This is a genomic window from Paenibacillus sp. LjRoot153, from assembly GCF_964253085.1.
Lineage (GTDB): Bacteria > Bacillota > Bacilli > Paenibacillales > NBRC-103111 > Paenibacillus_E.
Genome location: NZ_CAXUQH020000001.1, coordinates 5,725,935 through 5,750,414 on the forward strand (window position 1 = coordinate 5,725,935; position 24,480 = coordinate 5,750,414).

Genomic DNA, 24,480 nt, shown 5'->3' on the forward strand with positions numbered 1-24,480 from the left:
TGTCTTCACCTACTTCATTTCTGGAAGTCTGATACGAATGTGTGTACCTGCTCCTGGTTCACTTTGAATGTCTAAGCCATAAGCCTTTCCACAAATGAGTTTAATACGTTCATCTACATTGGCCAAGCCAATCCCGCTTACTTTATCAACGGATGGAGCCTCATGTCGATTAAGGCTTTGAACAAGGCTTGCATCCATGCCACGCCCATTATCCTCTACCTCGAAGCGTACGCCACCCTCCGGATGAACGCCGCACCGAATATGAATTTCGCCTGTTTCTCTATCCGTAAAAGCATGAAGTATGGCATTCTCCACAATGGGTTGTAGGATCAGCTTCGGCGTACGGTACGTACGCACTTCCTCGTCCAGATGAACAAACGTCTCGATATTAAAGTTGAATCGGAATTTTTGAATACCCAGATAGCACTGCACATGCTCGATTTCTTCTTCAATGGTAACCGTCTCTTCGCCTTTGCCCAAGCTAATCCGCAACAATCGGGATAGAAGACTGACCATTTCAGCCGCATGGTTGGCTTTCTGCAGGAGCGCCGTCCACTTAATAATATCCAGTGTATTATACAGGAAATGCGGATTAATTTGCGCTTGCAAAGCCTTCAATTCCGCTACGCGTTTATGATTCTGTTCTTCATACACAGTCTCCAAGAGACCATCAATCCGAGTAACCATGTAATTAAAGTTTTCGCCCAAAATATCGAATTCATCGTTGCGACGCTTCGCTTTGAATCGTACGGTCAGGTCACCTGACATGACTTGCCGCATCAGTCGAATCATTTTCAGAATCGGCTTAGAGATCGAATTTGCCAACAATATTGCCGTCAATATAGAGAATAAGATACAAATGAAAGCGATCACCAGTATAATTTGCAGCAACCGATTAGAATCTTTGTAGAGGGAAGCCTCCGAGATGACATTGACAACGATCCAGTCGTTTGTGTGCAGCTTTTTATAATTCACAATCAATCTTTCGCCTTGATATTTCAATGGAAAAACGGATTCGTCTGCGGCCCCACGAAACATTTCTGTGAAGCCATCTTCGCCCAGCACTTCTTTCACACTTTTCCCCAAAACGCGACTGTCCGGGTAAGAGATGATGTGCCCCGTGCCATCAACAACAAAGCTTTCAATATCCATATTACTCTTCGTTGTTCGAGCACCAATTTCTTTCAGCACATCTTCGCGAATGTCCAGTACGGCAATGATTCCAACAGGACTATCGTCCGACATTTTATATATTTGCTTGGCCAGTGAGAAGACGTGAACATTTTGCGTGTTTAGACTATCTACATAAGTCCCCAGCCGCGTGGAAAACCACCGAAAATTGCTCCCATCCTCCAAGGTTTGCAGGAATGGGGATACCTTCTCGATAGACCGATCGTTCCATCTATAAATCCCTTTGATAAAATGCCCCGGTGAAAGGAACGAAATCGACTGTATATCCTGATTAATCGCAATAATGGTCGATAGCTTCGTAGTCAGGGATAGACTATCTAGATCATATTGAGCCGGATCTGTGCGATCCAAAGTCCGTAGCATCGTGACAATTTCGTTGTTGTTGACGACCTGCATCATCATATCTTTGTAGATGCCAAGTCTAGTATCGATATTCTCCGCGGTCTGCTTCAAGAGCTGTTCCGAGTATTCCGTTACTTTATTGTTGATCGTTGACTTCGATATTGAATACGAAATAAACCCCAAGGCAAGCAGGGGCGTTAGCGAAAAAAGGAACAGCAACAGCATCCACTTATAGCGAATGCTGCTCGTCCATGTATACATCCATGAAGGAATTCGTTTGTGGCGTTGTCGCGTCTCAACATCTGATGCTTGGGTCATCGTTGTAGCAACCCTTTCTGGGAAGAGAATCGAACTGATAGAGATATAAGCCTATTAACCTTTAATCCCTGACATTGCCACCCCTTGCACAATTTGACGCTGCAGGACAGCAAATACCAGAATCGTTGGAATTGCCGCAATTGCACTTGCTGCCATGATCAGATTTAAGGACATCGTATTATTCGACAAAAAAGTCGGTAGTCCTGCTGATAAGATCATGTTCTCTTGCGAAGTAATGGAAAGATACGGCCACAAGAAATTGTTCCACGATAAAATAAAGTAGAAAATCCCGACAGAGAACATGGCAGATCTCGTAAGCGGCAAACAAATCCGATACCATAAACCAAAATTTCTACAACCGTCGATTTGTGCTGCCTCGATATAATCCTTCGGGACACCGTCCATAAACTGTTTTAAAAGTAGAATGCCAATTGGATTCGTAAGTCCTGGCAGAATGATTGCCCACATATTATCAATCAGCTTCAGATGCAGCGTCGTTTCGTAAAGTGGAATCAGAATTGCTTCCGTGGGAATTAACAACCCAGATACAATGACCATATAGAACAAACCTCTAGACTTGAAAGGCAGCTTAGAGAAGGAGAAAGCCGCTAAGGAGCTGAATATGAGCGAAATGATAGTCGTCAGTACACCGATAACTGCGCTGTTCCACGTCCATCGCAGAATCTGCGAATCTTTGATCACCTTCGTATAATTATGCAGATGTAAATCCGAGATATTCACCCAGTCACTCAGTGAGAAGACATTTACGCCATCCGGTTTCAGAGATACAATCAGCATCCAAATCAGTGGAAACATAAATAAGAGGGCCAGCATCACCGCGATGATGTTAATTGCGATACCTTTCATGTTCAACCTCCGTCAATCTTTTCTGTCTGTTAATTTGAACTGTACCACTGCGAGGAGCAGCATGATGACGCAGAATACGATGGACTGAGCCGAAGCAAGCCCGAACATATCCTTTTTGAACCCTGTGACATAAATGTAGCGAATCATTGTATTCGTGGAGTCCCCTGGACCTCCGCCTGTCATAATCTGAACTTGACCAAACAGCTTTAAACACGAGATGATTTGATAGAAAACTTGTATTTGCATGACTCTCGACAAACCTGGGAGCGTAATATGAATGAATTGCTTCCAAGCGCCAGCGCCATCTATTTTCGCAGCTTCATAATGATCCGTTGGAATTTCTTGCAAGCCAGCCAGGAATAGTACCATGACGAAGCCTACTGACCACCAATCGGTTGTTAGGGTAATGGCCCACCAAGCGAAATGTTTATCCGTCAGCCAGTGAATGTCACCAGGTAAACCAATGAGTTTCAAGAATGCGTTAATCGGGCCATACTTCGAGTCGAAAAGTCGGAGCCATATGAAACTGATGACCGAGACGGACAGTACATAAGGCAGGAAAAACATGGAACGGATGAGCGTTCGGAAGCGGAGATTCTGATTAATCAGCAGTGCTAAGATAAGGCCAAGTACGATAATTGTCGGTGTACAGATGATAACAAAGTAAATCGAGTGCCACACATACAGATAAAAATCCGAATCACTGAAAATCTTCTTATAATTCGCAAAACCAACATACTTCTGCATCCCCTGAATGCCCCAAACGTGCAAACTCATCCAGGCGCCTCGCCCCACCGGCCACAAATAGAAGATGGCAAAAGGGATCAGAAACGGCAGCAGATACAGCAATGCCTTCATTTCCAAAGCTATTCGTAACGGTTTACGTTCGCGGAGGACCCATGTCCGATCACGCTCACTCACTTTAGTCTCCATTGGCTCTTCTCCTTGTTTCTTTTCTGTATAAGAGCGGGTGGAGCCGCCGCTCGCTTTCACGGAAGCTTCACCCGATTTAGTAAAATTAATTGGTCAAAATATCATTGATTTGCTTATCCATGTTTTTCAAGCCATCTTCAGGAGATTGCTTACCGAATAGAATGTTTTGCAGAGACTCCGACACCGTTGTAATGATCGTCGTGTATTTATCTGTTTTCGGAGCAAATTTCACCGTTTTCTGAGCTTCGACAAAGAAATTACGGTATGGCAGCTTTTTGTACTCATCGCTTGTCGTTACTGCGCTGTTAGAAGGTACGTGTCCGGCTTGACCCCACGTTTTGCCACCTACCTCAGAGAAGTACTTCATGAATTTCGCTGAAGCTTCTTGCTTCTCTGTTGTTACATAAGATGGAACGACGAGCAGGTGGGAGCTTCCCCAGTGCGTTTGACTGCCGAAGATCGCAGGCAGCGGCATCGCGCCAATATTCAAAGCTTTATCGTTTAACAAGAGTCCCGCTTCCCACACGCCTCCGAACCATAGTGCAGCTTTCCCACTGTGGAAGGAATCCCAAGGCGTTTTATCATTGATATCACTGTATTTGTTTTTGTATAGATCCATATAAAACTTAAGGACACTTAACGCTTTCTCATTGTTGATCGCGGATTTCGTCATATCCCCATTCAAGATATCGCCACCTGCTTCATAATACAAATTCAGGAATGGCTCTTGGAAATAAGGTGTATTCACGGCTAACGCCTGCACACCAGGTACTTTCGCTTGAATTTGCGCTAATGTTTTCTTAAAACCATCTGGCGTCAAATCTCCCAATTTCGGCGTTCCATCGTCATTCAGCAGCTCGGCTTTCTTGAGTAGATCCTTGTTGTAGTAGAACATATGGAAATGTGTATCTAACGGAACAGCGTATGGCTTTCCATCATAGCTTACGCTTTTGATATTGGAATCTGAAACTTGTTTCATATCAAAGCCCACTTTACTAGCAAGACCGTCAATCGGCAAAATTTGCTTCGCTTTGACGAAAGGAGATATCCGATCCACGTGAGCTACTGCAACGTCCGGTCCTTTGGATGAAGAAAGTGCCGTGCTTAGCTTCGCATAGTATTCATTGGATTCTAGGCGCAGCTGTTTCACGATGACTTCCTTTTGAGAATCGTTATACCCTTTGACAATTTGATCCACGAAATCGCCTTCGCCACCGCCGAACATATTCCAGAAGGTGATCTCTACCGGACTCGCTGATTTGGTTGTTTCTGCGGCTTTCGCAGTCTGTGCTGCCGTGGCAGCTGCAGTTTTGGTATCGCTTTCTTTTGTGCTCGAGCAGCCTGTCGCTACCATAGCAAGCGCAATACTTGCGGTAAGTAAGCTAGTGAATTTCTTTTTCATTGTGATGAACAACCCTCTCTCATTCGGTTTATGTTAGATGCGAAAGCCCTTTCACTCGGATGTAAGGGCTTTCCTTGGTTCTAACTTTACATGGAATTGCTCCACGTCTAAACCGATAAAACCGTCAACTTTAGGGAACAAACGTAAGAAATCATCAGACTGCGTTTAGGTTAAAAGGTGACGATGTTACGATTGGAGGGGTAAATCGTCCACTGAACTACTCAAACACGTGAATTTCGAAGAAATTAACTGGAGGAAATCCATTTATTCAGCAAGTGAGCCCCAAAATAAACAAATTAGATACAGGAAATCCAGTTATTTCGTCGGAGCTACTGTTATAACTGGCTACTTCAACTACTACTCCCATCAACTCATCATCTCCTCCCCCCACATCAGCTCTAACAAACTCTATCTACTCAAGGGCAACGTCAATTCAACCATTGATCACATCCTAGGCCACTTTCCCACATCTGCAATAATCATTCATCCGCAAACAGAGGAGCGTAATTATCCACAAAAACAACAACACACCACAGCTCCCTTCGCATCCTGTTTACACAAAAAAAGAGCCCGAAGGCTCTTTGTCAATTTAGATTATTTACGTGCGAGCTAGTTAACCGAAATGTTGTCAAAACTCACACTATTTCCAAAGCCACCACGTACACCAATCGTGCCGTTTACAAACGTCGTATCCGTAAAGTTAATTTTCGGAGTTGCCATATCGCCTACGTACACCTTTATATTCCCCTCATTGACTACAACCTTCATGTGATACCAGGTGTTCGTGTTAATCGTTGTATTAACAAGACCAAGCTGCGTCCAGTTATTGTTAAATCGACCTAACCACACTTGCCCAGCCGAATCAATGCCCGCGCCATACCCTTTCAAACTGTCCGTCCCCGTTGCTGGATTTGTCACATTAAAAATAAGACTGCCCTGCCCCGCGTTGTTGAGCTTGATATCTCCTTCAAGGGTATAGTTTTGTTTAGACGGATAAGGAGTAAGTATCGATTTATCTCCACTCGCTGAAGTTACATTGTAGGTACCTCCGCTAATCGTCCAAGTTCCGCCATATCGAGCCCAACCCGTATCATTGGCTGCAAAATCATTCGAATACGTGCTCATCAACGTGCCAAACTTCACCTGCACATTATGACCACCGCCAGTTCGGTTAACCGAATCGACGAAAGCAATTTCGTTCGAAGCCGTTTGATACATCGCAGACCAGAAGGAGTTGCCGAATGCTGTGGTATCATTCGTATACCACGAATTCCCGTAGTCATTGGAGATGGAAAGTACATTGGCATTGGAGGTCAGTAAGATCCTCCCGTCTGTGAGAGAAAGCAGATAAGGTCCCCCTTGCTGACTTGGTACTTGCGTCCCTATACCGCTTGCCCATGTTTTGCCATCACTGCTTTTCTTTGTGAACACATTACAGCTTTGCGTACCACATACCTCAAAAGTCACGATATACTGGCCGTTGTTCATTTTTTGCCAAACGGGCATTCCTGGGCGTGCTGCTGCATTGCTCGGGTCCCAAGCAACATAAATCTCACTTCCCCAGCTTGCGCCGCCGTTCGTCGAAAGCTTCTCCGAAATAATTTGACTATACGATGGACTCTCCGTTACGTGCTTTTCGTTCGCATACATGACAGCCAGCGTGCCATCGCTTAAAATTTGCATATGTGGCTCATACACGCCCTTATCGGGATTGCCCAGTGTACCAGGAGCACCTGTTTTCTCATCGATCGTGCTTAGATAGCTCCAATTTGAACCGCCGTTCGTACTTTTGTACACTTTTAACTGATAAGACTCCTGCCAACGCACCGAGCGCATCGCGAGCAAAATATCGCCATTCGCCAGCTGCGCGAATTGTCCGTTATCAAGATCACGCCCATCTTCCCATAGTGTCGCCGCTAAAGACCACGTACGACAATTATCTGTGCTGAGAAATACCTGTAATCGCGTACCACCCCAGGATACTTTGGTATAGCCGTTATTATCATAAATGGCTGCAACCGCTAGCCAGTTACCATTAGCAAGCTTGATCATACGCGGGTATTCCGAGCCGAAGGTACCTGGACTAATGCCGCGTGCATCCGTTCCCGCATCTGTAAACGTATTGATATTCGTAATGGTGACTGAAGAGCCCCATGTAATCGGCCCATTTGCAGCGAAAGCTGGGAGTACGCCAAATATCATCATGATACAAGCCAGACTAAGTATCAAAGCTACGCTCTTTTTGAACATTTCAATTCCCTCCAATAGTGTAAGTAATAACGACCTTTTGATTACCTCGCGGTCTTTGCACGGTGTCCCTCCTTCTGACCATGTGATCCATCAACGAAATGTAAGGGCTTACTTTTTGAAGTATACCGATTCTTCACGAGCATCAACACCCACAATCTGACGAACTAAGGTGATTAATGTTACGATTTAAACCTATTCATAGGCTGAGGCCCTCCCTGGTGGAGTACAAAGTTACGATTGCTATTTTCAGCTTTTTAGCAGGAACGTCACTCCACATCTTACGATTTCCCTGAAAATCGCCAAATAGCGCATGGATGTTCCGCATCCAAACTGAGCGGAACATCCATGCGCTATTTAATTTCACTTTAGGCAGCTCTGCTCGCTATCCTTCTCGCAAGCCCGCGTCCAACCGCTCAAACGTCAACTTCAGCAGATCCTTCGGAATTTGCGCGAAAGCATCACCAATACTTACTTCGAACGAACAAATCCCCTCGTTTGATTCTCGCAGATAATGGATCAACCCTACGCTTGTCTCCGCATACAACCCGACTAGGATTGGCTCGAGCTTCTCTTTCGGCATCGCGATATGGACGTGGAACATATTCGTCACTGGTACCTGCGGCAAGGTAGTCACGAGATGACAACTATTATACAGCGAAGCAAACTCCAGCGCTTCCTCATAGTACTGACCCATCTTCGGCTCACGTTGCTTGAAATAATAGCTCGCGCTGAAGTAATACGGATATAGAGAGATCAAATCGCCGCCATGCCGCCTTTTCCACACCTTCGATTTCGTCGTAAACGCCTCATCACCTGCCAGAATAGCCCCAGCTAACCCGCCGATTCCCTTATAGAACGAGATATAGACACTATCGAAAAGCGCACACACCTCTGCCGCAGACTTCTGATAATATGGCAGCACCTCATACAATCTGGCACCATCTAGATGCAGCTTGATTCCATGGGCACGACAATGTGCCGAAATCGCAACAAGCTCCTCGAATGGCGGCAGCACTCCACCAATTTCTCTCTGTGGCAGCTCAATCAAGAGACACGCGATTTCTTCTTTTAGCTCAAGAATCTCATCCAAATGAATCAAGCGATCCTTCTCCCCAAGTAAAATCGATTCAATCTGGTGCAGCTCTTTCAAGCCATCCTCTTCATGGATTTCCAAATGGCTTAAAGGATGATACGCGACCTTGCGGATTCTCTTCTCATCACACCAAATTCGCAGGGCAATCTGCTGTGCCATCGTCCCGCTGGGAAAGAACACAGCCTTTTCTTTGCCAAGATATGCTGCCATCTCCGCCTGAAAGCCCTCTATACTTTCGCCTGTTCCATAAATATCACTCTCAAGCTTGCCATCTAGCCCGTCTATGACATCTTTTAAAATTTGAATATTTCTGCGGCCGTGCCCACCCACTGGATAAGAGGTTTGGCGAAAGGCAGCTGCTAATGAAGATAATGTACTCATGTGGATCGTGCTCCTTTGTTTTTACCATATGCTTAGAGATCTTTGCTGTCGTTTGGATTATAATGAAACTAATGAAGATATCCCTTGTGAAAAGGAGCAACTCCATGAATGAAATCCTGATTGGTTCTAAGGATCAGTTTACTGCAAACCCCACCGAAGTGAAAGTGAATGGCAAGCGTTTCTTCCTCACGGAGGCGGATGGTGTCTACACGTTGCTCTCCAGTCGATGCCCGCACGCCGGTTATGCGGTAGAACTTGAGAATGGCGGACTGGAATGTCCGCTGCATGGCTGGACCTTTGAAGTGCACACAGGCCGCTGCCACAATGTCCCTAATGCAAGGCTTCAACCCTTTGATGTCATCGAAAAAGAAGGTCTTCTATTCGCGCTGATGGACCTGTCCTAACTGTATATTTTACCAATGGACAAGCTATACTATGGGCTGTTGTTGTCAATTTCTCGTATACAGCTTAGGAGGCGGCATGTCCACAAAAGCAACCCCAACGAAGAACAGCACGATGGCGTGGTGGCAGCTATCCCTGCTCGGCGTCGCCTGCACGCTCGGAACTGGCTACTTTCTAGGCGTCGGTATCGGCCTAACCATGGGCGGCGCTTCCATGCTCGTCTTATTCATTTTAGCTGCATTAGGCACGTATTTCGTTCTTGACGCTTTGCTTCAAATGGCGGGAGAGCATCCCCAGCAAGGCTCCTTCCGCTCCTATGCCAAATTAGCTTATGGACACTGGGCCGGCTTTAGCAGCGGTTGGACTTACTGGGGCTCCCAGTTGATGATTATGGGGAGTCAATTAGCGGCTCTCTCCCTATTTACGCGATTCTGGTTTCCTACGGTACCCATGTGGTTGTTCGCCTTCCTCTATGCCAGTCTTGGCGTAGGTGTCATCTTGCTTGGTGCCCAAGCCTTCGAGCGTTCGGAGCATATTTTCGCACTCATCAAAGTATCTGCGCTGTTGATATTTCTCCTCCTTGCCGGTGCCGCGGTACTCGGATGGATCTCAGGAGGTCTTCACCCGCTCTCATTCCCTATTTCAAAAGACACCTTTCTGCCCTCAGGACTCAAGGGCTCTTGGTCATCCTTCATCTATGCGTTCTACGCCTTCGGCGGCACGGAAATGATGGGGCTTTTCGCCATGCGTCTAATGAAATCGAGCGAAGCTCATCAAGCAGGCTCCGTCATGATCCTCCTTTTAGCTATCCTCTACATGGTCTCGCTCTTCCTAGTCTTAACGCTGTTACCCTTGCACGCTCTTCATGACCAAAAAAGCCCCTTCCAGGTCAGCTTGGAAAGCTACCCATTGCCTTATGTTCCGCATGTGTTCAATGCGATCCTCATTATTGCTGCTTTCTCTACGATGGTGGCTTCCTTATTCGCCGTTACCTCCATTCTCGTCGCCATTGCGAAGGATCATGACGCGCCATTGATGTTCACCCGTACCACAAGTGGAAAGAGGCAGATTCCTTACCCTGCTCTTGCCTTAACTTCCGGTGGAATGGCTGCCGCTGTTATTCTTTCCTTGGTTCTACCCGATGAACTATACACGGTTATGTCAACGGCAGCGGGTCTCACCTTGCTTTTCATCTGGTTATTGATTTTGCTGTCTTCAGGACGATTATTAGTTCATACGCCTGCTAAAATGTTCAAACGATGGGCGGGGATGCTACTCATTCTTATCGCCATTTCTGGGGCTGCTTTTCACCCTACTACGCGTCCTGGCTTCTTCGTTAGTCTGTTATTCATCGTGCTGATTGGAATCATCACCTTCATCGTTCACTTTACCTGGACAAACAATTTCAAAAAAAGGTATTGACATTTACGCTACGTAAAGCTTTACAGTTAAGTTGTCAGGAGGTGAGCAGATGGAATACACGGTACAGCACTTAGGGAAGTTGGCTAGAATCAGCACCCGTACACTACGCTATTATGATGAGATTGAACTTCTTAAGCCGGCAAGAATCAACTCATCGGGATATCGCATTTATGGGCAAAATGAGGTGGATCGACTGCAGCAGATTTTATTTTATCGAGAGATGGGCATCCCTCTGGAGCAAATCAAAGACATCATGTCGTCCCCTACTTATGACGGAACCCGTGCACTGATGGACCATCGAGAGCAGCTCCTCGACAAGCGGAGGCAATTGGATATCCTCATTGCCAATGTTGAAAATACCATTGCTTCCAAAGAAGGGAGACTTACCATGTCGAATAAAGAGAAATTTGAAGGCTTCAAACAAAAGCTAATCGATGATAACGAGAAGAAATATGGGAAAGAGATTCGTGAGAAATACGGCGATGATAAAGTGAATAAGAGCAATCAGAAGCTTCAAAATATGACGCAGGAACAGCACGAAGAGGTTACTCGCTTGGCGGAGGAAGTAACCGAAACTTTAGCGGAGGCTTTCAAGTTAGGTGATCCCGCTAGTGAGCTTGCACAAAAAGCGGCTGCTTTGCACAAACAATGGCTTATGTCTTATTGGAGTGAGTACAGTAAAGAAGCACATGCAGGGCTTGCTCAAATGTATGTGGATGATGAACGATTCAAAGCCTATTATGATGTGAAGCAACCAGGTACGGCAGAGTTTCTAAGAGATGCGATCCACATCTATACAGGGGGACACTAGCACGTTTTCTATGATTCCCTGCAAACATCCAATTCTTTTACAAGAAACTGAATATAGTATGATTACCAGCCGCCAGCCAGCCACAACCTTCATGTCATCTTTTTCATAATACGAAAGAAGCCTAGAACTCTCTTAACGAGAGTTTTAGGCTTCTTCATTTAAGATTAAGCTGAAGTGACCATTGCTTCGCCACTTGGTTTAACTAGTGATTTACTTTGCCATACACGGCTTCGCCAACGCAGATACATCAGCAAACCTCTCACCCACTCATCAACTGTAAAAGCAACCCATACACCGAGTAGGCCCATCTCTAGATGAATTCCGAGATAGTAGGCTAATGGGACAGCAATTCCCCACATGGAGACAACCCCCATCATGACCGGGAATCTAGCATCTCCAGCAGCACGTAATGAATTAATAACAACCAAGTTAAACGTTCTACCAGGTTCCAGAATGATAGAAAGAAGTAGAATTGTCGATCCCATAGCAATGATATCGGGATTATCAGTAAATAGCCCGAGCAGTTCTTTACGGAAAATCGACGTAATGCCCACGATGACGAATGTCAGAACAAAAGTAATTTTCAAGCTTCGAATCAATTTATGATAAGCCGCCTGGAAAGCTCCGGCACCCACCATGTGCCCAATAATAATTTCCGTCCCCATGCCAATTGCCATCCCCAGGGCCATGAAATAATTGGTCACATTCATCACGTACACATGCGCACTTAGCGCTGTGGCCCCGATAATATTAATAAAGCTGAAAATCATCAAATATTGGGACTGCCATGAAACATGCTCTCCAGCGGATGGTAACCCAATGCTAAGAATTTGCTTCACAATCTTAGACTTGAAGCTCACATAATGCTTGAGAAGAATAGGAACCTGTAAGCGACGGTACAAGATGACCACAAGAACAATGAGTCCTAGAAGTCGACTTACAACCGTTGAAACAGCCGCCCCTGTAACCCCCCATTCAGGGAATCCCAAATTCCCGAAAATCAGGAGACTGTTACCCACAATGTGAATCACATTAACCCCCAAGGTAACGAACATCACGTCTCGGGTCTGACCATTGGAGCGTAATACCGAAGATATCGCATACGACAACGCTTCAATCCAAATAAATGCGGAGATGATCGTTAAGTATTTCTTGGCAATCGCAATTTGCTGAGGATCTAAATGCATCACATGCATTAACGGCTCACCAAACACAACTAACGCGATACTCACCATAATGCCGAAAATCAAATTAATCGTAATCGCTAATGCAGAAATCCGACTCGCTTCCTTCACCTTGCCTGCTCCCAGATGCTGAGCAACAGCCACACTCGTCCCGATACCCACAAAACCAAACATCAGAATACAGAACACGATGATTTCATTCGCTAAACCCACGGCTCCCGTTACTTCATCCGAAATTCGGCTTAACATGAAGACATCCGCAGTACCTAACATCATTCGTAAAACAGAGTCAATAAAAATCGGCCAAGTGACTGCGAATAGACGGAGCTTTTGCCACGATGCTGTTGAATCTATGTCTTTCATTCGTCTTCACCTCTAGTTATTGCAAATGCAATTAGCATAGAATACGAAAGCGATTGCAGTCAAATGAAAATAATTAACACACCGACTTGCTCGGAAATGGTTGCTTCAAGCATAACCAAAAAACCTTAGAAATCAGGAACGATTTCCAAGGTTTTTCACTGTCCTTTACTTCACTTCGACCCAAGCCCCTTGCTTGTCAGCCGATGCCATCTCAGCCACAGCAATTTCAATTGTTTCCCGTGTACTAGCAGGCGTTGCCGTTGTGACCGACTCCCCTGCGAGAAGCGTCTCCACGAAATATTTCAGCTCCAAGTAATAGCCCATCTCTGGTGACAGCTCCGGGCTGAACCCAGGCGCATCATTCAGGTTCACTTTTAGGCCGCTCGCGCCAAAAATAATGTTCGCTTTCTCGAAATTGACGCGGTACTGCATGTCAAAGCCATAATCACCTTCCAGTGTCCAATCGGCTTGCGCATTGATAACTTTGCCATCCCCGTACAAATAATTCGTAGACACGACATCATAGCCGCTGCCTGGAACTACATTTCGTGCTAAGCAGGAAACAGATTCAGGTTTTCCGAACAGCCAATTAACCATATCAATATCATGAACATGCATATCGAGTAAAGCGCCGCCACTCTTCTCTTTATCGATGAGCCATGGTCCCCAAGTGGGTGTAGCGCCGCCGCGGTAGAAATATCCGCTTGTTACTTTGCCGTAAGTCCCATTCTCAACAGCTTCTTTCAAGTACACATAGGCTGGCCAAAAGCGTAGACACTGTCCAATCATCAACTGTTTACCATTCGCTTCAGCAGCTTCAATCATCTCTGCACACTCTTGCGGATTCGAAGCCATTGGCTTCTCACACAACACGTGTAGACCTTTATTTAGACATTCTATCGTAATATCACGGTGAAGGTATGTCGGGAGAGCAAGATCCACGTAATCCAACTGTTCTTTCTCAATCATCTCGGACACACTTGTATATTTCGCATAAAGGTTGAAATCGATCGCCGAATCACCTGTATCAATATTTCCAGCAACCGCGTTGCCTTCTAGTTTCACCGGGTCAATATCACATAACGCGACAACTTTAATGGCAACACCTTCTGCTTCCAAGCGTACATAATTCTCCAAGTGTGTTCTTCCCATGAAGCCTAGTCCAACTAGTCCGATTCTTAGCATGATTACTTCCTCCCCAGAATAGCATCCATAGCGCCTGATGTGTTGTAAACAATCTGCTCACCGTGATGCGTATAGCCAGGGATCATTTCTGCGATCACATAATCTTCATAGCCGATGGTTTGAAGGGCTTTCATCACTTCTGGATAATTCACATCGCCTGCAAGCAGGTCAACGAAACCATGTAAACCGCCAGCTGCGCGGCGATAATCCTTGAAATGCACTTTTTTGATACGATGGCTCAAAATAGAAATCCAGTGCTCCGGATACCCAGAGAAAATCACATTCCCTACATCGAAATACGCGCCTACATAAGGCGAATTGACTTTATCAATGAAATCCCGCATTTCAAGTGGGGATAATAAGAATTTGTTCCACACATTTTCAATCCCAATCGAAACCTTCAATGACTCGGCAACCTTCGAAAGCTCTTGTATGGCTTCAAGGGAGTAATCATAGGCTTGGTCATACGGAACCACTTCAGAATCAGGGATGAAATCAACACCTACCGCACCAGGTACGACCAAAATCGTATCAACACCAAGTGCCGCGGCGTGCTCAAGCTGCTTCTTCACAATGTCCTTCGCTTTCTGACGCGTTTGCGGGGCACTGCTTGTCAAGGAATAGGACCAGAATAAGCCTGTTGCTAAGCTGCTTACCTCAATCCCTGTTTCGTCAGCATGCTTGCGGTACACACGCACTTCACTTTCCGTGCTTTCCAGACTTAGCTCACCTGTTTCGTTCAAAGCTAACTCAATGCCGTCAAATCCGGCTTTTTTCGCAGTTGTAATGCAATCTTTCACGCTCATGGAGCCTGGAAATGACCAAATATTAATCCCTTTTTTCATTGTTAATCCCCTCCGCTTCTTTCCTTTATTATAAAAGAGTGATGTCACATTGGATTTATCTATTAAGCCGAATTATTTGCACTTTAGCTAAATTGATTGTGGTAGAATAGGCTGTAATCGGGAAGAAAATCCCCTAGAGAGGACGGACAGCATGGATTTCCCAAGAATTTATTTACAGGAATCACTTTCGATCGAAGCACTCATTTCCTTTCACTATTTTGAATATGCCAAAGGCTTTGTTTTCGACGGTGAACAGCATGACTTTTGGGAAATACTCTACGTGGACAAGGGTGAAGTGGAAGTTCGCGCCGATGATGTCATCCATACCCTCCATCAGGGGAATATGATCTTCCACAAGCCCGAAGAGTTCCATACCGTTCACGTCAGACATGACCATAAACCGCCGAACCTCATCGTCATCGCCTTCGCCTGCCATTCGGAGGCAATGTCCCAGCTAGCTAATAAAGTCGTATCATTAGGCGATCGTGAACGCAATATACTTTCGATTATTACGCAAGAGGGATTTCATGCGTTCCTCCCTCCCTTCGACTCTCCTTCCGTTCATTTGTTAGAAAGAAACGAAGAGGCGTCGTTTGCAAGTGAGCAGCTCATCAAAGCTTATTTAGAGATCCTCTTCATCACCCTCATCCGTAAACTAACAGCTCGTGGAAGCGTTCAGGAAGCTCAGAAATGGAAACAATCCTCGTTGCAAAAGGAAAAAGCTGAGGTTGGGCTAGTCGGTCAGATTATGACCTATTTGAGTGATCATCTTGCTGATTCCTTTACCCTTGATGACCTTTGCCAAACCTTCCACCTTGGTAAAAGTCGAATGAAGGAGCTCTTTCAATCCCAGAAGGGAATGGGGATTATGGAAGCTTTCAAACTACTCAAAATCGAGCAAGCCAAAACCTATATGCGTGAAGGACCTTACAACATAACAGAAATTGCGAGCTTATTAGGCTATACAAGCATTCATTATTTTTCTAGGGATTTTAAGAAAACCGTCGGCATGTCACCCTCTGATTATGCGAAATCCGTGAAAGCCAGAGTACAGAATTAAACAAAATAACTTACAAAAGAAAGTAGCCTGCCAGTAGATGACTCTACCAGCAGGCTGCTTTTTCTGTACAATGCATGTGCAATTATTTCATTACTTTAATTAAACGCTTAGCGATTCCCGTTGGCGTATCAATGGCTTCATAGACATTAATCGTGAATGGGGAGCTAAATTGATCCAAATTGGCACCTGTAGCGTCGATGATTTGACTGCCACTAATTAACTTATTAGGCCCATTAAAAGATGCGTCTTTAGAACCTACGACACGTCCTAAGCTATCAACGATCTCAAATCTTAATTTGGAGAAATTGTTATCAACCACGACATTTGGAGCCTGTGTAATACTTAGATCCAATTTTATCTTATAGCTGTATGTCCCCATTGCATATTGCATATTAACGGTGATGTCTTTAAACGTCACATCAATCGGATACAAGGAAATAATATTATCCGTAGTTTCCTTTTGTAGATCCGTTTGCAGGGCAGCAATCGTCGTCGTATAAGGAGCTGCAGCCTGTGCATCTAATATTTTCAAAGCAAAGCTTTCACTATCTTCGGATTGTGGAACAATATAGGAATAGCTGACCACATAGCTGAGTCCAGGATTCATCATGCTAGTCACATTCGTTTGACGAACACCTTGGTAGGAGGCTCCTAGCTTACTTGTTAGCTCCGTCAAGAATGCTGGTGTTGCGGTTGGTGTTGTGCTTGTGTTCGTTAATTTGAATTTCGCAACTGCCGTCTTGTACCCTTCACCTGGGTTCTCATGCAAATGAAGTTCCATTAAGGATACTTCCGTAGACTTATCAATCACTTTGGCTTGTGCATGGAAAGGAATGGGTTGACCAATCTTATACTCGGCGGCTGCTACACTCGCCCCATCTACCGGCCAGTTGATAGCAAGTTTAGCTGTTGCCAATTCTGATGGCTGACCGCCATCTTTCGGGACAAATGTATCTGTCGATAGCACGACGATGTTCGTTAACGTCACTCCGCTCTCAACCGGGATCGCGTAATGGATGTAAGTATTTTCTCCTGCAGCCAAGACGACTGGCGCGACTTCTGTTCGTTTTCCTTCATAATTCTTCGACTCTGATTGTGCATCCACACGGAAAGCGGGTACCGTTTCACGACCTGCTCCTGGATTGTTTACAAGGACTGTCACAACCGCTACTCGACCTGTTTCTGTATTCTGAATGGAAGATTCAACAGTCTTATACGTAAGTCCTGAATTCACACCTGAAATAACAAAATCTTGCCCCCATTGTACACTAGCGATGCTTTCCAGCGCTGCATTGCCTGTACCACCATACCATACTTGATTCGTTGGCATTGAAAGCAGCGTAGTCTCTATCTTTGGATATGAATATAAATCAACGTTCACGAAGGAAATCCCTTCAATCTTGCCAATTTCCTTGGAATCAATGGCTGCGAAATAAACAAGCTCCGTAATTTCTTTCGGTTGCAAGGAAGCTTTATTACTTGCGCTTGGTTTCAGCGTGTAAGAGATCCCGCTCGATGTTTGCACGCGAAGCTCATGCTCTGGCACGCGATTTTGCGCTGTGCCACCATTGTATAAGCGAACTGTCACAGCAAGCTGTGAGCCAGTCGCTGTCGGTGTTTCAGCTACGCTTTTGATAGCAGCGCGAATATCCTTCGTTAAACCATAATTCACAGTTGGTGCGACAACAGTTGGCGTGAAAGGCTCCGCAGCCCACGCTGCGGTACCTCCTTGAACAATCATTGCTCCCAGCATAATGGCTGTTAGACTGGATTTCCATGGTCTTTTTTTCATCTATAACGTCTCCCTTGGTATGAATTTCAATGATGTTATTTGGCAGCTGGTGATGTAGTTGGTTGTGCGGATGCTGCTGGGCTTGTCACCTTTTGACCGTCTTTCAATGTGTTCTGCCCCGTGACGACCAGCTGCTCGCCTTCCTTCACGCCTTCCAATACTTCTTGGAACTCGCCGTTAATGCGTCCAAGCTTCACTTTCCGTTTCATATATTGGTCACCTTGTTGAACGAATACGAAGGTATCAGATTCTTCACGAATGACACTAAGTGTAGGCACGACAGCAACTTTCTCCTCTGTCTCCGTTGTCAATTGGACTAGATAACGTCCTCCTGGTTGAATCGTACGATCTGGATTCGGAATTTCTAATTCCAGCGTATAGGTTTTAGATGCAGCACTAATGATTGGCGCTAAGTAGCTAATCTTAGCTGTCCCTTTCTTATCAGGCGTATTCGGGTTGTAGTACACGAGCTCCTTCTTGTTTTTCACAAGTTGGTAGTTCGTTTCAGACAGCTCTGTTTTAATTTTGATAGGATCGATCTGTTGAACTTGACCAACCTTTCCCGCCGCTGCAGATGCTGTTTGACCAACCACGACGTTGAAATCTGTTAGAATACCGCTGCCAGGAGCTTTCACTTCGAAATTCTCCAAAGAGCGAGTAGCGTCCTCCAATGATAGACGTGCGGACTCCGCTTGCGTTTCAATGCTTGAGATGGAATCTGTATTATCGAAGGCAGATAGCTTATTTTGAGCGGCATCTAAGCCCATTTGAGCATTATCCAACGCTTGTTTAACTTGATCTACCTGGCGCTGTACCGCAACACCAGCTTCAAAATCATTTCTAATTTTGTTGTAATCTTGCTGTGCGTTATTCAAAGCCGTTTGTGTACGAGCTAAGTTATCAGCCAAATCTTTCCGAGTATTCACTTTGTTATCTCTAGCTTGCTGCAAGGAATCTTGTGCACTCTTCACTTGAAGCTCACTCTTCCGTTTAGCAGATAAGGCGTCTTTATTATCGATAACGAAGAGGACATCGCCTTTCGTCACATATTCGCCTCGTTTCTTCAGAACCTCCGTAACTTCACCATTCGCTTTCGCCATCACATCGAGCGTTGTTCCGGCAACAACATCTGCAACCTGTTCAATCGGATTACTTATCTTTTGAAGCTTGATCGCTTCCGTTTTGACCGCTTTAGGCGTTAACTGTACGGTTGCCGCATCCTTAGCTCCTGGTGCAGAGCAGGCTGTTGCCAACACCGTCGCTGCAGTTAACAGCGTGATGACCCCCATCCAGCGATATTTGCTATGCCCTCTTCGTGAACCTTCGTTAATCATCGATGTGCCTCCTTATACCTCTAACGAACTCGTTGTCATTTTTTCTTTACCTTTTTTCCGATTAAACATGTTGCTAATGCGGTTTTTCATACTTTCAATCAACTCATAAATAATAGGTACAACGACTAGCGTCAAGAGTGTTGAAGTAATCAATCCACCGATAACAACAACCCCAAGACCTTTACCGATCAATCCGCCTTCAGCAGAGATCCCGAGCGCTAATGGCACTAACGCCATAATGGTTGCCCCGGCTGTCATGATAATAGGACGAAGTCTGATTTTCCCTGCTTCAATAAGCGCATGACGAACGGTATAACCCTCTTCGCGCAGCTGTTGTGCACGGTCGATCAATACAATCGCATTCGTAACGACGATACCAATCAACATGAGGAACCCAATCATAGAAGTTACCGTTAAAGGCTCTCTTGCAATAACGAGACCTAAGAGCCCGCCAATGACAGCTAGAGGAAGTGAGAACAGAATCGCAAACGGTGCACTTGCATTTCCGAATGCCAATACCATGATTAAGTAGACTACGAAAATAGCAGCGGCCATCGCTACGAACAACTGAGTAAAGCTTTCGTTAACATCCTCGGATACGCCTGTAATTTTCGGTGTAACACCCTCTGGAAGCTCAAGCTCCTTCAGAGCCTTACTCAGCTTCGCACTTACTGCTGTTTTATTATCGGAATTAATTTTAGCCGAAACCTTCACGAGTTGTGCTTGTTCCTCCCTTGCAAGAGAGGCAGCGCCTTTCGTTTCATTGATTTTGGCAACTTCCTTCAAGAGAATGGTCGAGCCATTCTGAGCCGTTAACGGAATATTGCCCAGCTTCTCAAGGGAATCTTTGTCCGTTTTATCCAATGAAACAGTTGTTGTATATACAATATTATCGAATTTCATATCGCCTAGATTTTGCTTTTGAATCCATGTGCGTGCCGCATCCCGTACAGAAGCAGCGCTTAAGCCATAGGCTCTAGCCATTTTCTGATCAACAGCAATTTCAATTTCTGTTTTGGCATCACTCAAATTGTCTTCAACTTCGGCAAGCTCAGGGAATGTGTTCAATTTCTCTTTCACCATTCTAGCGGCTTTCTCTAATTGAAGCTGATCATCACCTTGGAGCGTGTAGGCAAAGTCTGTACTTGATACCCCGAAATCACCTTCCATGGATTTAGGCTCTACTTCAGAACCAGCCGGCAGCTCCGATAAAATATAAGCGGTCGTTTGCTCTTGCACTTTTACAGGATCCACATTCTCATTGACTTCAAGGAAAATTTGGGACGCATAAGGGGTTTGCTCATCATCATTACCTGCGTAACCAACAAGTGCTTCAACAAATTTAAAGACGGGCTCGCCTTTTGAATCCTTCAGGTCTAACAAGACCGTTTCGATTTCTTTCGTTTTGCTATCTGTCGCATCAAATGAAGTAGAATACGGCAATTTTAATTGGAAATACATGATATGTGATGCAGCTGAGGCAGGTAAAAAGGAAACCGATAAGAACGGAATCGTTCCAGCCATCGTCCCAACGAGCATAACTAAAGCGACTAGCAGCGTTTTAATTTTATTTTTCAAGCTCCACGTGAGCGCTTTTTCATAAAACATTGTCAGTTTCGTAGGCGCAGATTCATCATGCTGAACCTTACCTGGTTTACTGCGCAACACAAGTAATTTCGAAAGCATCGGAATAACCGTTAAAGCGACGATTAAGGATGAAAGAAGTGCACAAGCAATCGTTAATGCGAAAGGTCGGAAGAAACCACCTACAACCCCAGTTACCAAAGCAAGTGGAGCAAATACCCCAACGGTAGCCAATGTAGACGACGTAATCGCCATCGAAACTTGTTTCGTTGCTAAAGCAATAACGGATTCTTTACGTTCCTGCGCTTTTTCCAAGGAAGCATAAATGTTTTCAATAACTACAATCGAGTCGTCGACGACCCGTCCAACCGCGATAAATATACCGCCTAGTGTCATCGTATTGAGCGTGAGATCTAAAGTCGACATTAATAATAATGTGATCAAAATGGAGAGTGGAATCGAGACGAGCACGATGAGTGTCATACGAACATTCCGTAAGAACACTAGAATCATTAACGATGCTAAGACAGCACCAACAATTCCTTCACGGACAAGCCCTGAGATCGATTCTTTAATTTGATCAGCACTGTCATAAGTGCTTTTGAACTTGATGTTCGGTAACGTTTTTTCCCATCCCTTGATGTTCTTCTCAATGGCTTCGGAGAATTCAACCGCGTTCGCACTGCCAGCTTTATATAAAATCATCCCAATCGCTGGCTTACCATCTAATCGACCATTAAAATCAGATTCACTAATCGCTTTTATTTTGGAGACTTGATCCAAGGTAACAATGGCGCCTTGAGGTGTAGTAATCTCTACCTTTTGGAGATCAAACAAACTGGATAAATTGCCGGTAACTCGGGTCATTTTACTATTACCATCGATTTCAACAGAACCGATAGGCGTTTTCGTCGCGGCGGTATTAATGGCATTACTCACCATGCCTGGTGACAAACCATAGACATCTAGAGCCGCTGCATCTAGCTCAATATCGAGTGAGGTGTCTCTAGCACCGATAATGTCTATATGGTCGATCCCTTTAATACCTTCAAGACCTGGTTTAATCGTATCTTTGAACGATTTATCAAGCTCTGTTTGGCTGATTCCTTCATTCGCATATGCGACTAAATAATTCGAAGGAAAGGATGCCGCACCGAAGGTTGAAGCTTTAGGCGCAGCTGCTGTAGCTGGTAACGAAACGGTTGACAAGGCATCCTGTACAGCTTGCTTCTTTTTGTCGATATCGACATTTTGCTTGAACATAATAATAATCATGGAGAAATTATCGCTGGAAGTAGACTGCATGGAATCTAAATCTTCTAGATTCGCCAGCTTCTTCTCGATAGGTACCGTAATTTCATCCATAACGTCCTTAGGTGCACCTGTGTAGGTCGTTGTAACGGCCACAACAGGGAAGGAAACGTTCGGCATGTTCTCTTCCTTCAGCTGTGTCGCTGAATACAAACCGCCTACGAAAAGCATGATCATGATGATGAATAACGCGGAAACGTTTTTCATCGAAAAATGTGTGAGTCGATTCATTCCTGTACTCCCCTCAACTAATGATTGTGAGATAAAGAATACAGGTTCAATATGAACTCAATATGAACAAAACAAAAAAACTTGGTGAACACTCCCAAGTTTCTTTGTTCAACTCTTTTTAGTTGGCGAATGGGTCGTAGGTAATACAATAAGAAATAACGTGCCTTTGCCTACCTCACTTTGAACCTCAATCGATCCATCGTGCATATCAATGATTTTTCTCACAATTGCAAGCCCAAGACCACTCCCGCTATCGCGCTGTCTGGCTTGGTCCACCTTATAGAAACGGTCAAAAATACGAACTTGTTCATCGATGGGAATTCCGATCCCATTATCTTGGATCCATATTTGAACCCGGTCTCGCAGTGGAACAAGCTTGATATAAATATGTCCACCAGTTGATGTGAATTTGATTGCATTGCCAATCACATTTATCCACACTTGACTTAATTGATCGCTATCTGCAAAGATTTTCACACGTGGCAGGGCCAAATCCATATCCAGCTCTTTCATTGACCATTGAGGTTCATAGAAAACAACAATACGACGCAACTGCTCGTCCAAATCATAGATCGTAGGATGAAACGGGTGATGCTCCGATTCCAACGAAGCCAGTTTCAGTAAGTTTTCACTTAGACGAGACAGACGTTCACTCTCACGTTCAATGATCTCCAAGTACTTGACCCGATCAACTTCAGCGATATCCGCCCCCCTTAGAGCCTTGGAAAAGCCGCGGATCGAGGTCAGTGGGGATTGAATCTCATGTGAAACATTTGAGACAAAATCCTGACGCATCTGTTCCAGCTGCTTAAGCTCTCCAGCCATATGGTTGAAGCTCTCTGCGAGTTTGCCTAATTCGTCCTTATTATTCACATTCACATTGACATTAAAATTGCCTCGAGCCAGCTTCTCTGTCGCTAGGGTCAGCTTCTTCAAAGGATTCACTAAATATCGCGAAGCGATGAGAATAAGTATGCTCCCCACGATCAGGACGATGGCAAGAACAGATACGATCAAGGTCTGGAGTTGTCTGCGTGCAGCATCTGTGATATTCGTATGTATGAATAACGCGTAGCTCTGATCACCAACGATCAGCGGCACGCCGACTTTAATCGAGTTAATTCCACGTAAAGGTGCACTCAAATCCAGACTTTTATAAATATGCCCCTTCAAAACGTCAGCAACCTCGGAAGATTGAATGCGCGGCCTCCCTTTTACATTAGGAATTTGCCCTAACGGTTCACCATTGGAGTCAAATAATGTGAACAAATAATTTTCGTTCAGTCGATTGCTCCCAGCTACAAAGGAATACAGGTTCTTCGGCTGCACTTCATTGCTTAACGTGACAATTTGACGTCCAACGGCTAACATCTCGGATTGAAATTGTGTCGAAATCATATTGGTAAAAAAGTACATGGCCAAAGGAAAAGCCACAAGCACACTCGCCACTACGATCGCTAGAAAGGTTAAAACCACACGCAAATAAAGCGATTTGATCATACCTTCACCTCAAGCCTATACCCTAAACCACGAATGGTTGTAATTTGAAAGCCTTCGGAGTAGGGCTCAAAGCGTTCCCGCAAACGTTTGATATGGACATCAACCGTGCGTTCATCGCCTTCATAATCCATCCCCCAGATCTGTTCAATAAGCTGCGTTCGCGTGAAGATTTGCCCGGTGTGACTTGCGAATTTATAGAGAAGCTCAAATTCCTTCAATGGCAGCGTAATCCGCTGATCTTGATAGCGTACTTCATACGTTGTGCGATCAATGGTCATCCCCCCGATAAAGATTACTTGAGAAGAATGAATTCGGTATCGCTTGAGAAGTGCCTTGACTCTCATGACCAATTCTACCGGATCAAATGGCTTTACTAAATAATCGTCGGTACCGAGCTGGAAGCCTTTCACTTTATGTACAGATTCGCTTTTCGCGGTTACCATAAGCAAGGGGAGTTCCGGGTAATTCTTCCGCAATTCGCGGCACAGCTCCCAGCCATCCATCAAAGGCATCATGACATCCAGCACAACTAATTCAGCTGGCGTTGATTCCATGAGGCTAAGTGCCTCCCGCCCATCGCTGGCTTGCACAACCGTTAGGCCTTCCCCTGCCAAATAAACGCGAATCAACTCTCTGATATCTGCGTCATCATCAACAACCATAATACGAGTCATGCATG

18 protein-coding genes are annotated in these 24,480 nt (G+C 44.9%); 4 read left to right on the plus strand and 14 right to left on the minus strand.

Features of this window, described 5'->3' with window-relative positions:
* Positions 1–9 precede the first annotated feature (9 nt).
* The 6 genes from ACSQ8P_RS24665 to ACSQ8P_RS24690 form a co-directional block, all read right to left on the minus strand.
* A complete protein-coding gene (locus tag ACSQ8P_RS24665; RefSeq protein ID WP_436237611.1) occupies positions 10–1,851 on the minus strand; it encodes a sensor histidine kinase in 1,842 nt (613 codons plus the stop codon).
* A gap of 54 nt (positions 1,852–1,905) precedes the next feature.
* Positions 1,906–2,718 (minus strand): carbohydrate ABC transporter permease, encoded by an 813-nt coding sequence (locus tag ACSQ8P_RS24670; protein WP_436237612.1) that lies wholly within the window; start codon positions 2,716–2,718, stop codon positions 1,906–1,908.
* A gap of 12 nt (positions 2,719–2,730) precedes the next feature.
* Positions 2,731–3,651, minus strand: a complete 921-nt coding sequence (locus ACSQ8P_RS24675; RefSeq protein ID WP_436237613.1) for a carbohydrate ABC transporter permease — start codon at positions 3,649–3,651, stop codon at positions 2,731–2,733.
* Positions 3,652–3,736: 85 nt separating this feature from the next.
* Entirely contained in the window at positions 3,737–5,053 is a 1,317-nt protein-coding gene (locus tag ACSQ8P_RS24680; RefSeq protein WP_436237614.1) for an ABC transporter substrate-binding protein, read from the minus strand.
* A 609-nt stretch (positions 5,054–5,662) separates the two neighbouring features.
* Positions 5,663–7,303 carry a family 16 glycoside hydrolase gene (locus ACSQ8P_RS24685; protein WP_436237615.1) on the minus strand — a complete coding sequence of 547 codons (1,641 nt, stop codon included), beginning with the start codon at positions 7,301–7,303 and terminating at the stop codon, positions 5,663–5,665.
* A gap of 382 nt (positions 7,304–7,685) precedes the next feature.
* Positions 7,686–8,777, minus strand: a complete 1,092-nt coding sequence (locus ACSQ8P_RS24690; RefSeq protein WP_436237616.1) for a threonine aldolase family protein — start codon at positions 8,775–8,777, stop codon at positions 7,686–7,688.
* A gap of 104 nt (positions 8,778–8,881) precedes the next feature.
* On the opposite strand from ACSQ8P_RS24690, the gene ACSQ8P_RS24695 reads away from it, so the two are divergent.
* The 3 genes from ACSQ8P_RS24695 to ACSQ8P_RS24705 all read left to right on the plus strand — a co-directional run bounded on the left by ACSQ8P_RS24695 (position 8,882) and on the right by ACSQ8P_RS24705 (position 11,412).
* Entirely contained in the window at positions 8,882–9,181 is a 300-nt protein-coding gene (locus ACSQ8P_RS24695; RefSeq protein ID WP_436237617.1) for a Rieske (2Fe-2S) protein, read from the plus strand.
* Positions 9,182–9,257: 76 nt separating this feature from the next.
* Entirely contained in the window at positions 9,258–10,601 is a 1,344-nt protein-coding gene (locus ACSQ8P_RS24700) for an amino acid permease (RefSeq protein WP_436237618.1), read from the plus strand.
* A 49-nt stretch (positions 10,602–10,650) separates the two neighbouring features.
* Positions 10,651–11,412: a MerR family transcriptional regulator gene (locus tag ACSQ8P_RS24705; RefSeq protein ID WP_436237619.1), complete on the plus strand. Its 762-nt coding sequence runs from the start codon at positions 10,651–10,653 to the stop codon at positions 11,410–11,412.
* 164 nt (positions 11,413–11,576) lie between these two features.
* Here ACSQ8P_RS24705 and ACSQ8P_RS24710 read toward each other — a convergent pair whose 3' ends face one another.
* From ACSQ8P_RS24710 to ACSQ8P_RS24720, 3 genes are all read right to left on the minus strand, one after another.
* Positions 11,577–12,959 (minus strand): MATE family efflux transporter, encoded by a 1,383-nt coding sequence (locus tag ACSQ8P_RS24710; RefSeq protein ID WP_436237620.1) that lies wholly within the window; start codon positions 12,957–12,959, stop codon positions 11,577–11,579.
* A gap of 165 nt (positions 12,960–13,124) precedes the next feature.
* Entirely contained in the window at positions 13,125–14,144 is a 1,020-nt protein-coding gene (locus ACSQ8P_RS24715) for a Gfo/Idh/MocA family protein (protein ID WP_436237621.1), read from the minus strand.
* Between the two features lie 2 nt (positions 14,145–14,146).
* A complete protein-coding gene (locus tag ACSQ8P_RS24720; protein WP_436237622.1) occupies positions 14,147–14,989 on the minus strand; it encodes a sugar phosphate isomerase/epimerase family protein in 843 nt (280 codons plus the stop codon).
* Between the two features lie 151 nt (positions 14,990–15,140).
* Between ACSQ8P_RS24720 and ACSQ8P_RS24725 the strand changes: the two genes are divergently transcribed.
* Entirely contained in the window at positions 15,141–16,049 is a 909-nt protein-coding gene (locus ACSQ8P_RS24725; protein ID WP_436237623.1) for an AraC family transcriptional regulator, read from the plus strand.
* Between the two features lie 82 nt (positions 16,050–16,131).
* Here ACSQ8P_RS24725 and ACSQ8P_RS24730 read toward each other — a convergent pair whose 3' ends face one another.
* The 5 genes from ACSQ8P_RS24730 to ACSQ8P_RS24750 form a co-directional block, all read right to left on the minus strand.
* Positions 16,132–17,841, minus strand: a complete 1,710-nt coding sequence (locus tag ACSQ8P_RS24730; RefSeq protein ID WP_436237624.1) for a hypothetical protein — start codon at positions 17,839–17,841, stop codon at positions 16,132–16,134.
* A 35-nt stretch (positions 17,842–17,876) separates the two neighbouring features.
* Positions 17,877–19,175, minus strand: a complete 1,299-nt coding sequence (locus ACSQ8P_RS24735; RefSeq protein ID WP_436237625.1) for an efflux RND transporter periplasmic adaptor subunit — start codon at positions 19,173–19,175, stop codon at positions 17,877–17,879.
* A 12-nt stretch (positions 19,176–19,187) separates the two neighbouring features.
* Complete coding sequence (locus ACSQ8P_RS24740) at positions 19,188–22,301, minus strand: efflux RND transporter permease subunit (protein WP_436237626.1); 3,114 nt, start codon at positions 22,299–22,301, stop codon at positions 19,188–19,190.
* A gap of 108 nt (positions 22,302–22,409) precedes the next feature.
* A complete protein-coding gene (locus ACSQ8P_RS24745; RefSeq protein ID WP_436237627.1) occupies positions 22,410–23,801 on the minus strand; it encodes a sensor histidine kinase in 1,392 nt (463 codons plus the stop codon).
* Entirely contained in the window at positions 23,798–24,475 is a 678-nt protein-coding gene (locus ACSQ8P_RS24750; protein WP_436237628.1) for a response regulator transcription factor, read from the minus strand. Before ACSQ8P_RS24750 ends, ACSQ8P_RS24745 begins: the two co-directional genes overlap by 4 nt.
* Positions 24,476–24,480: the final 5 nt, after the last annotated feature.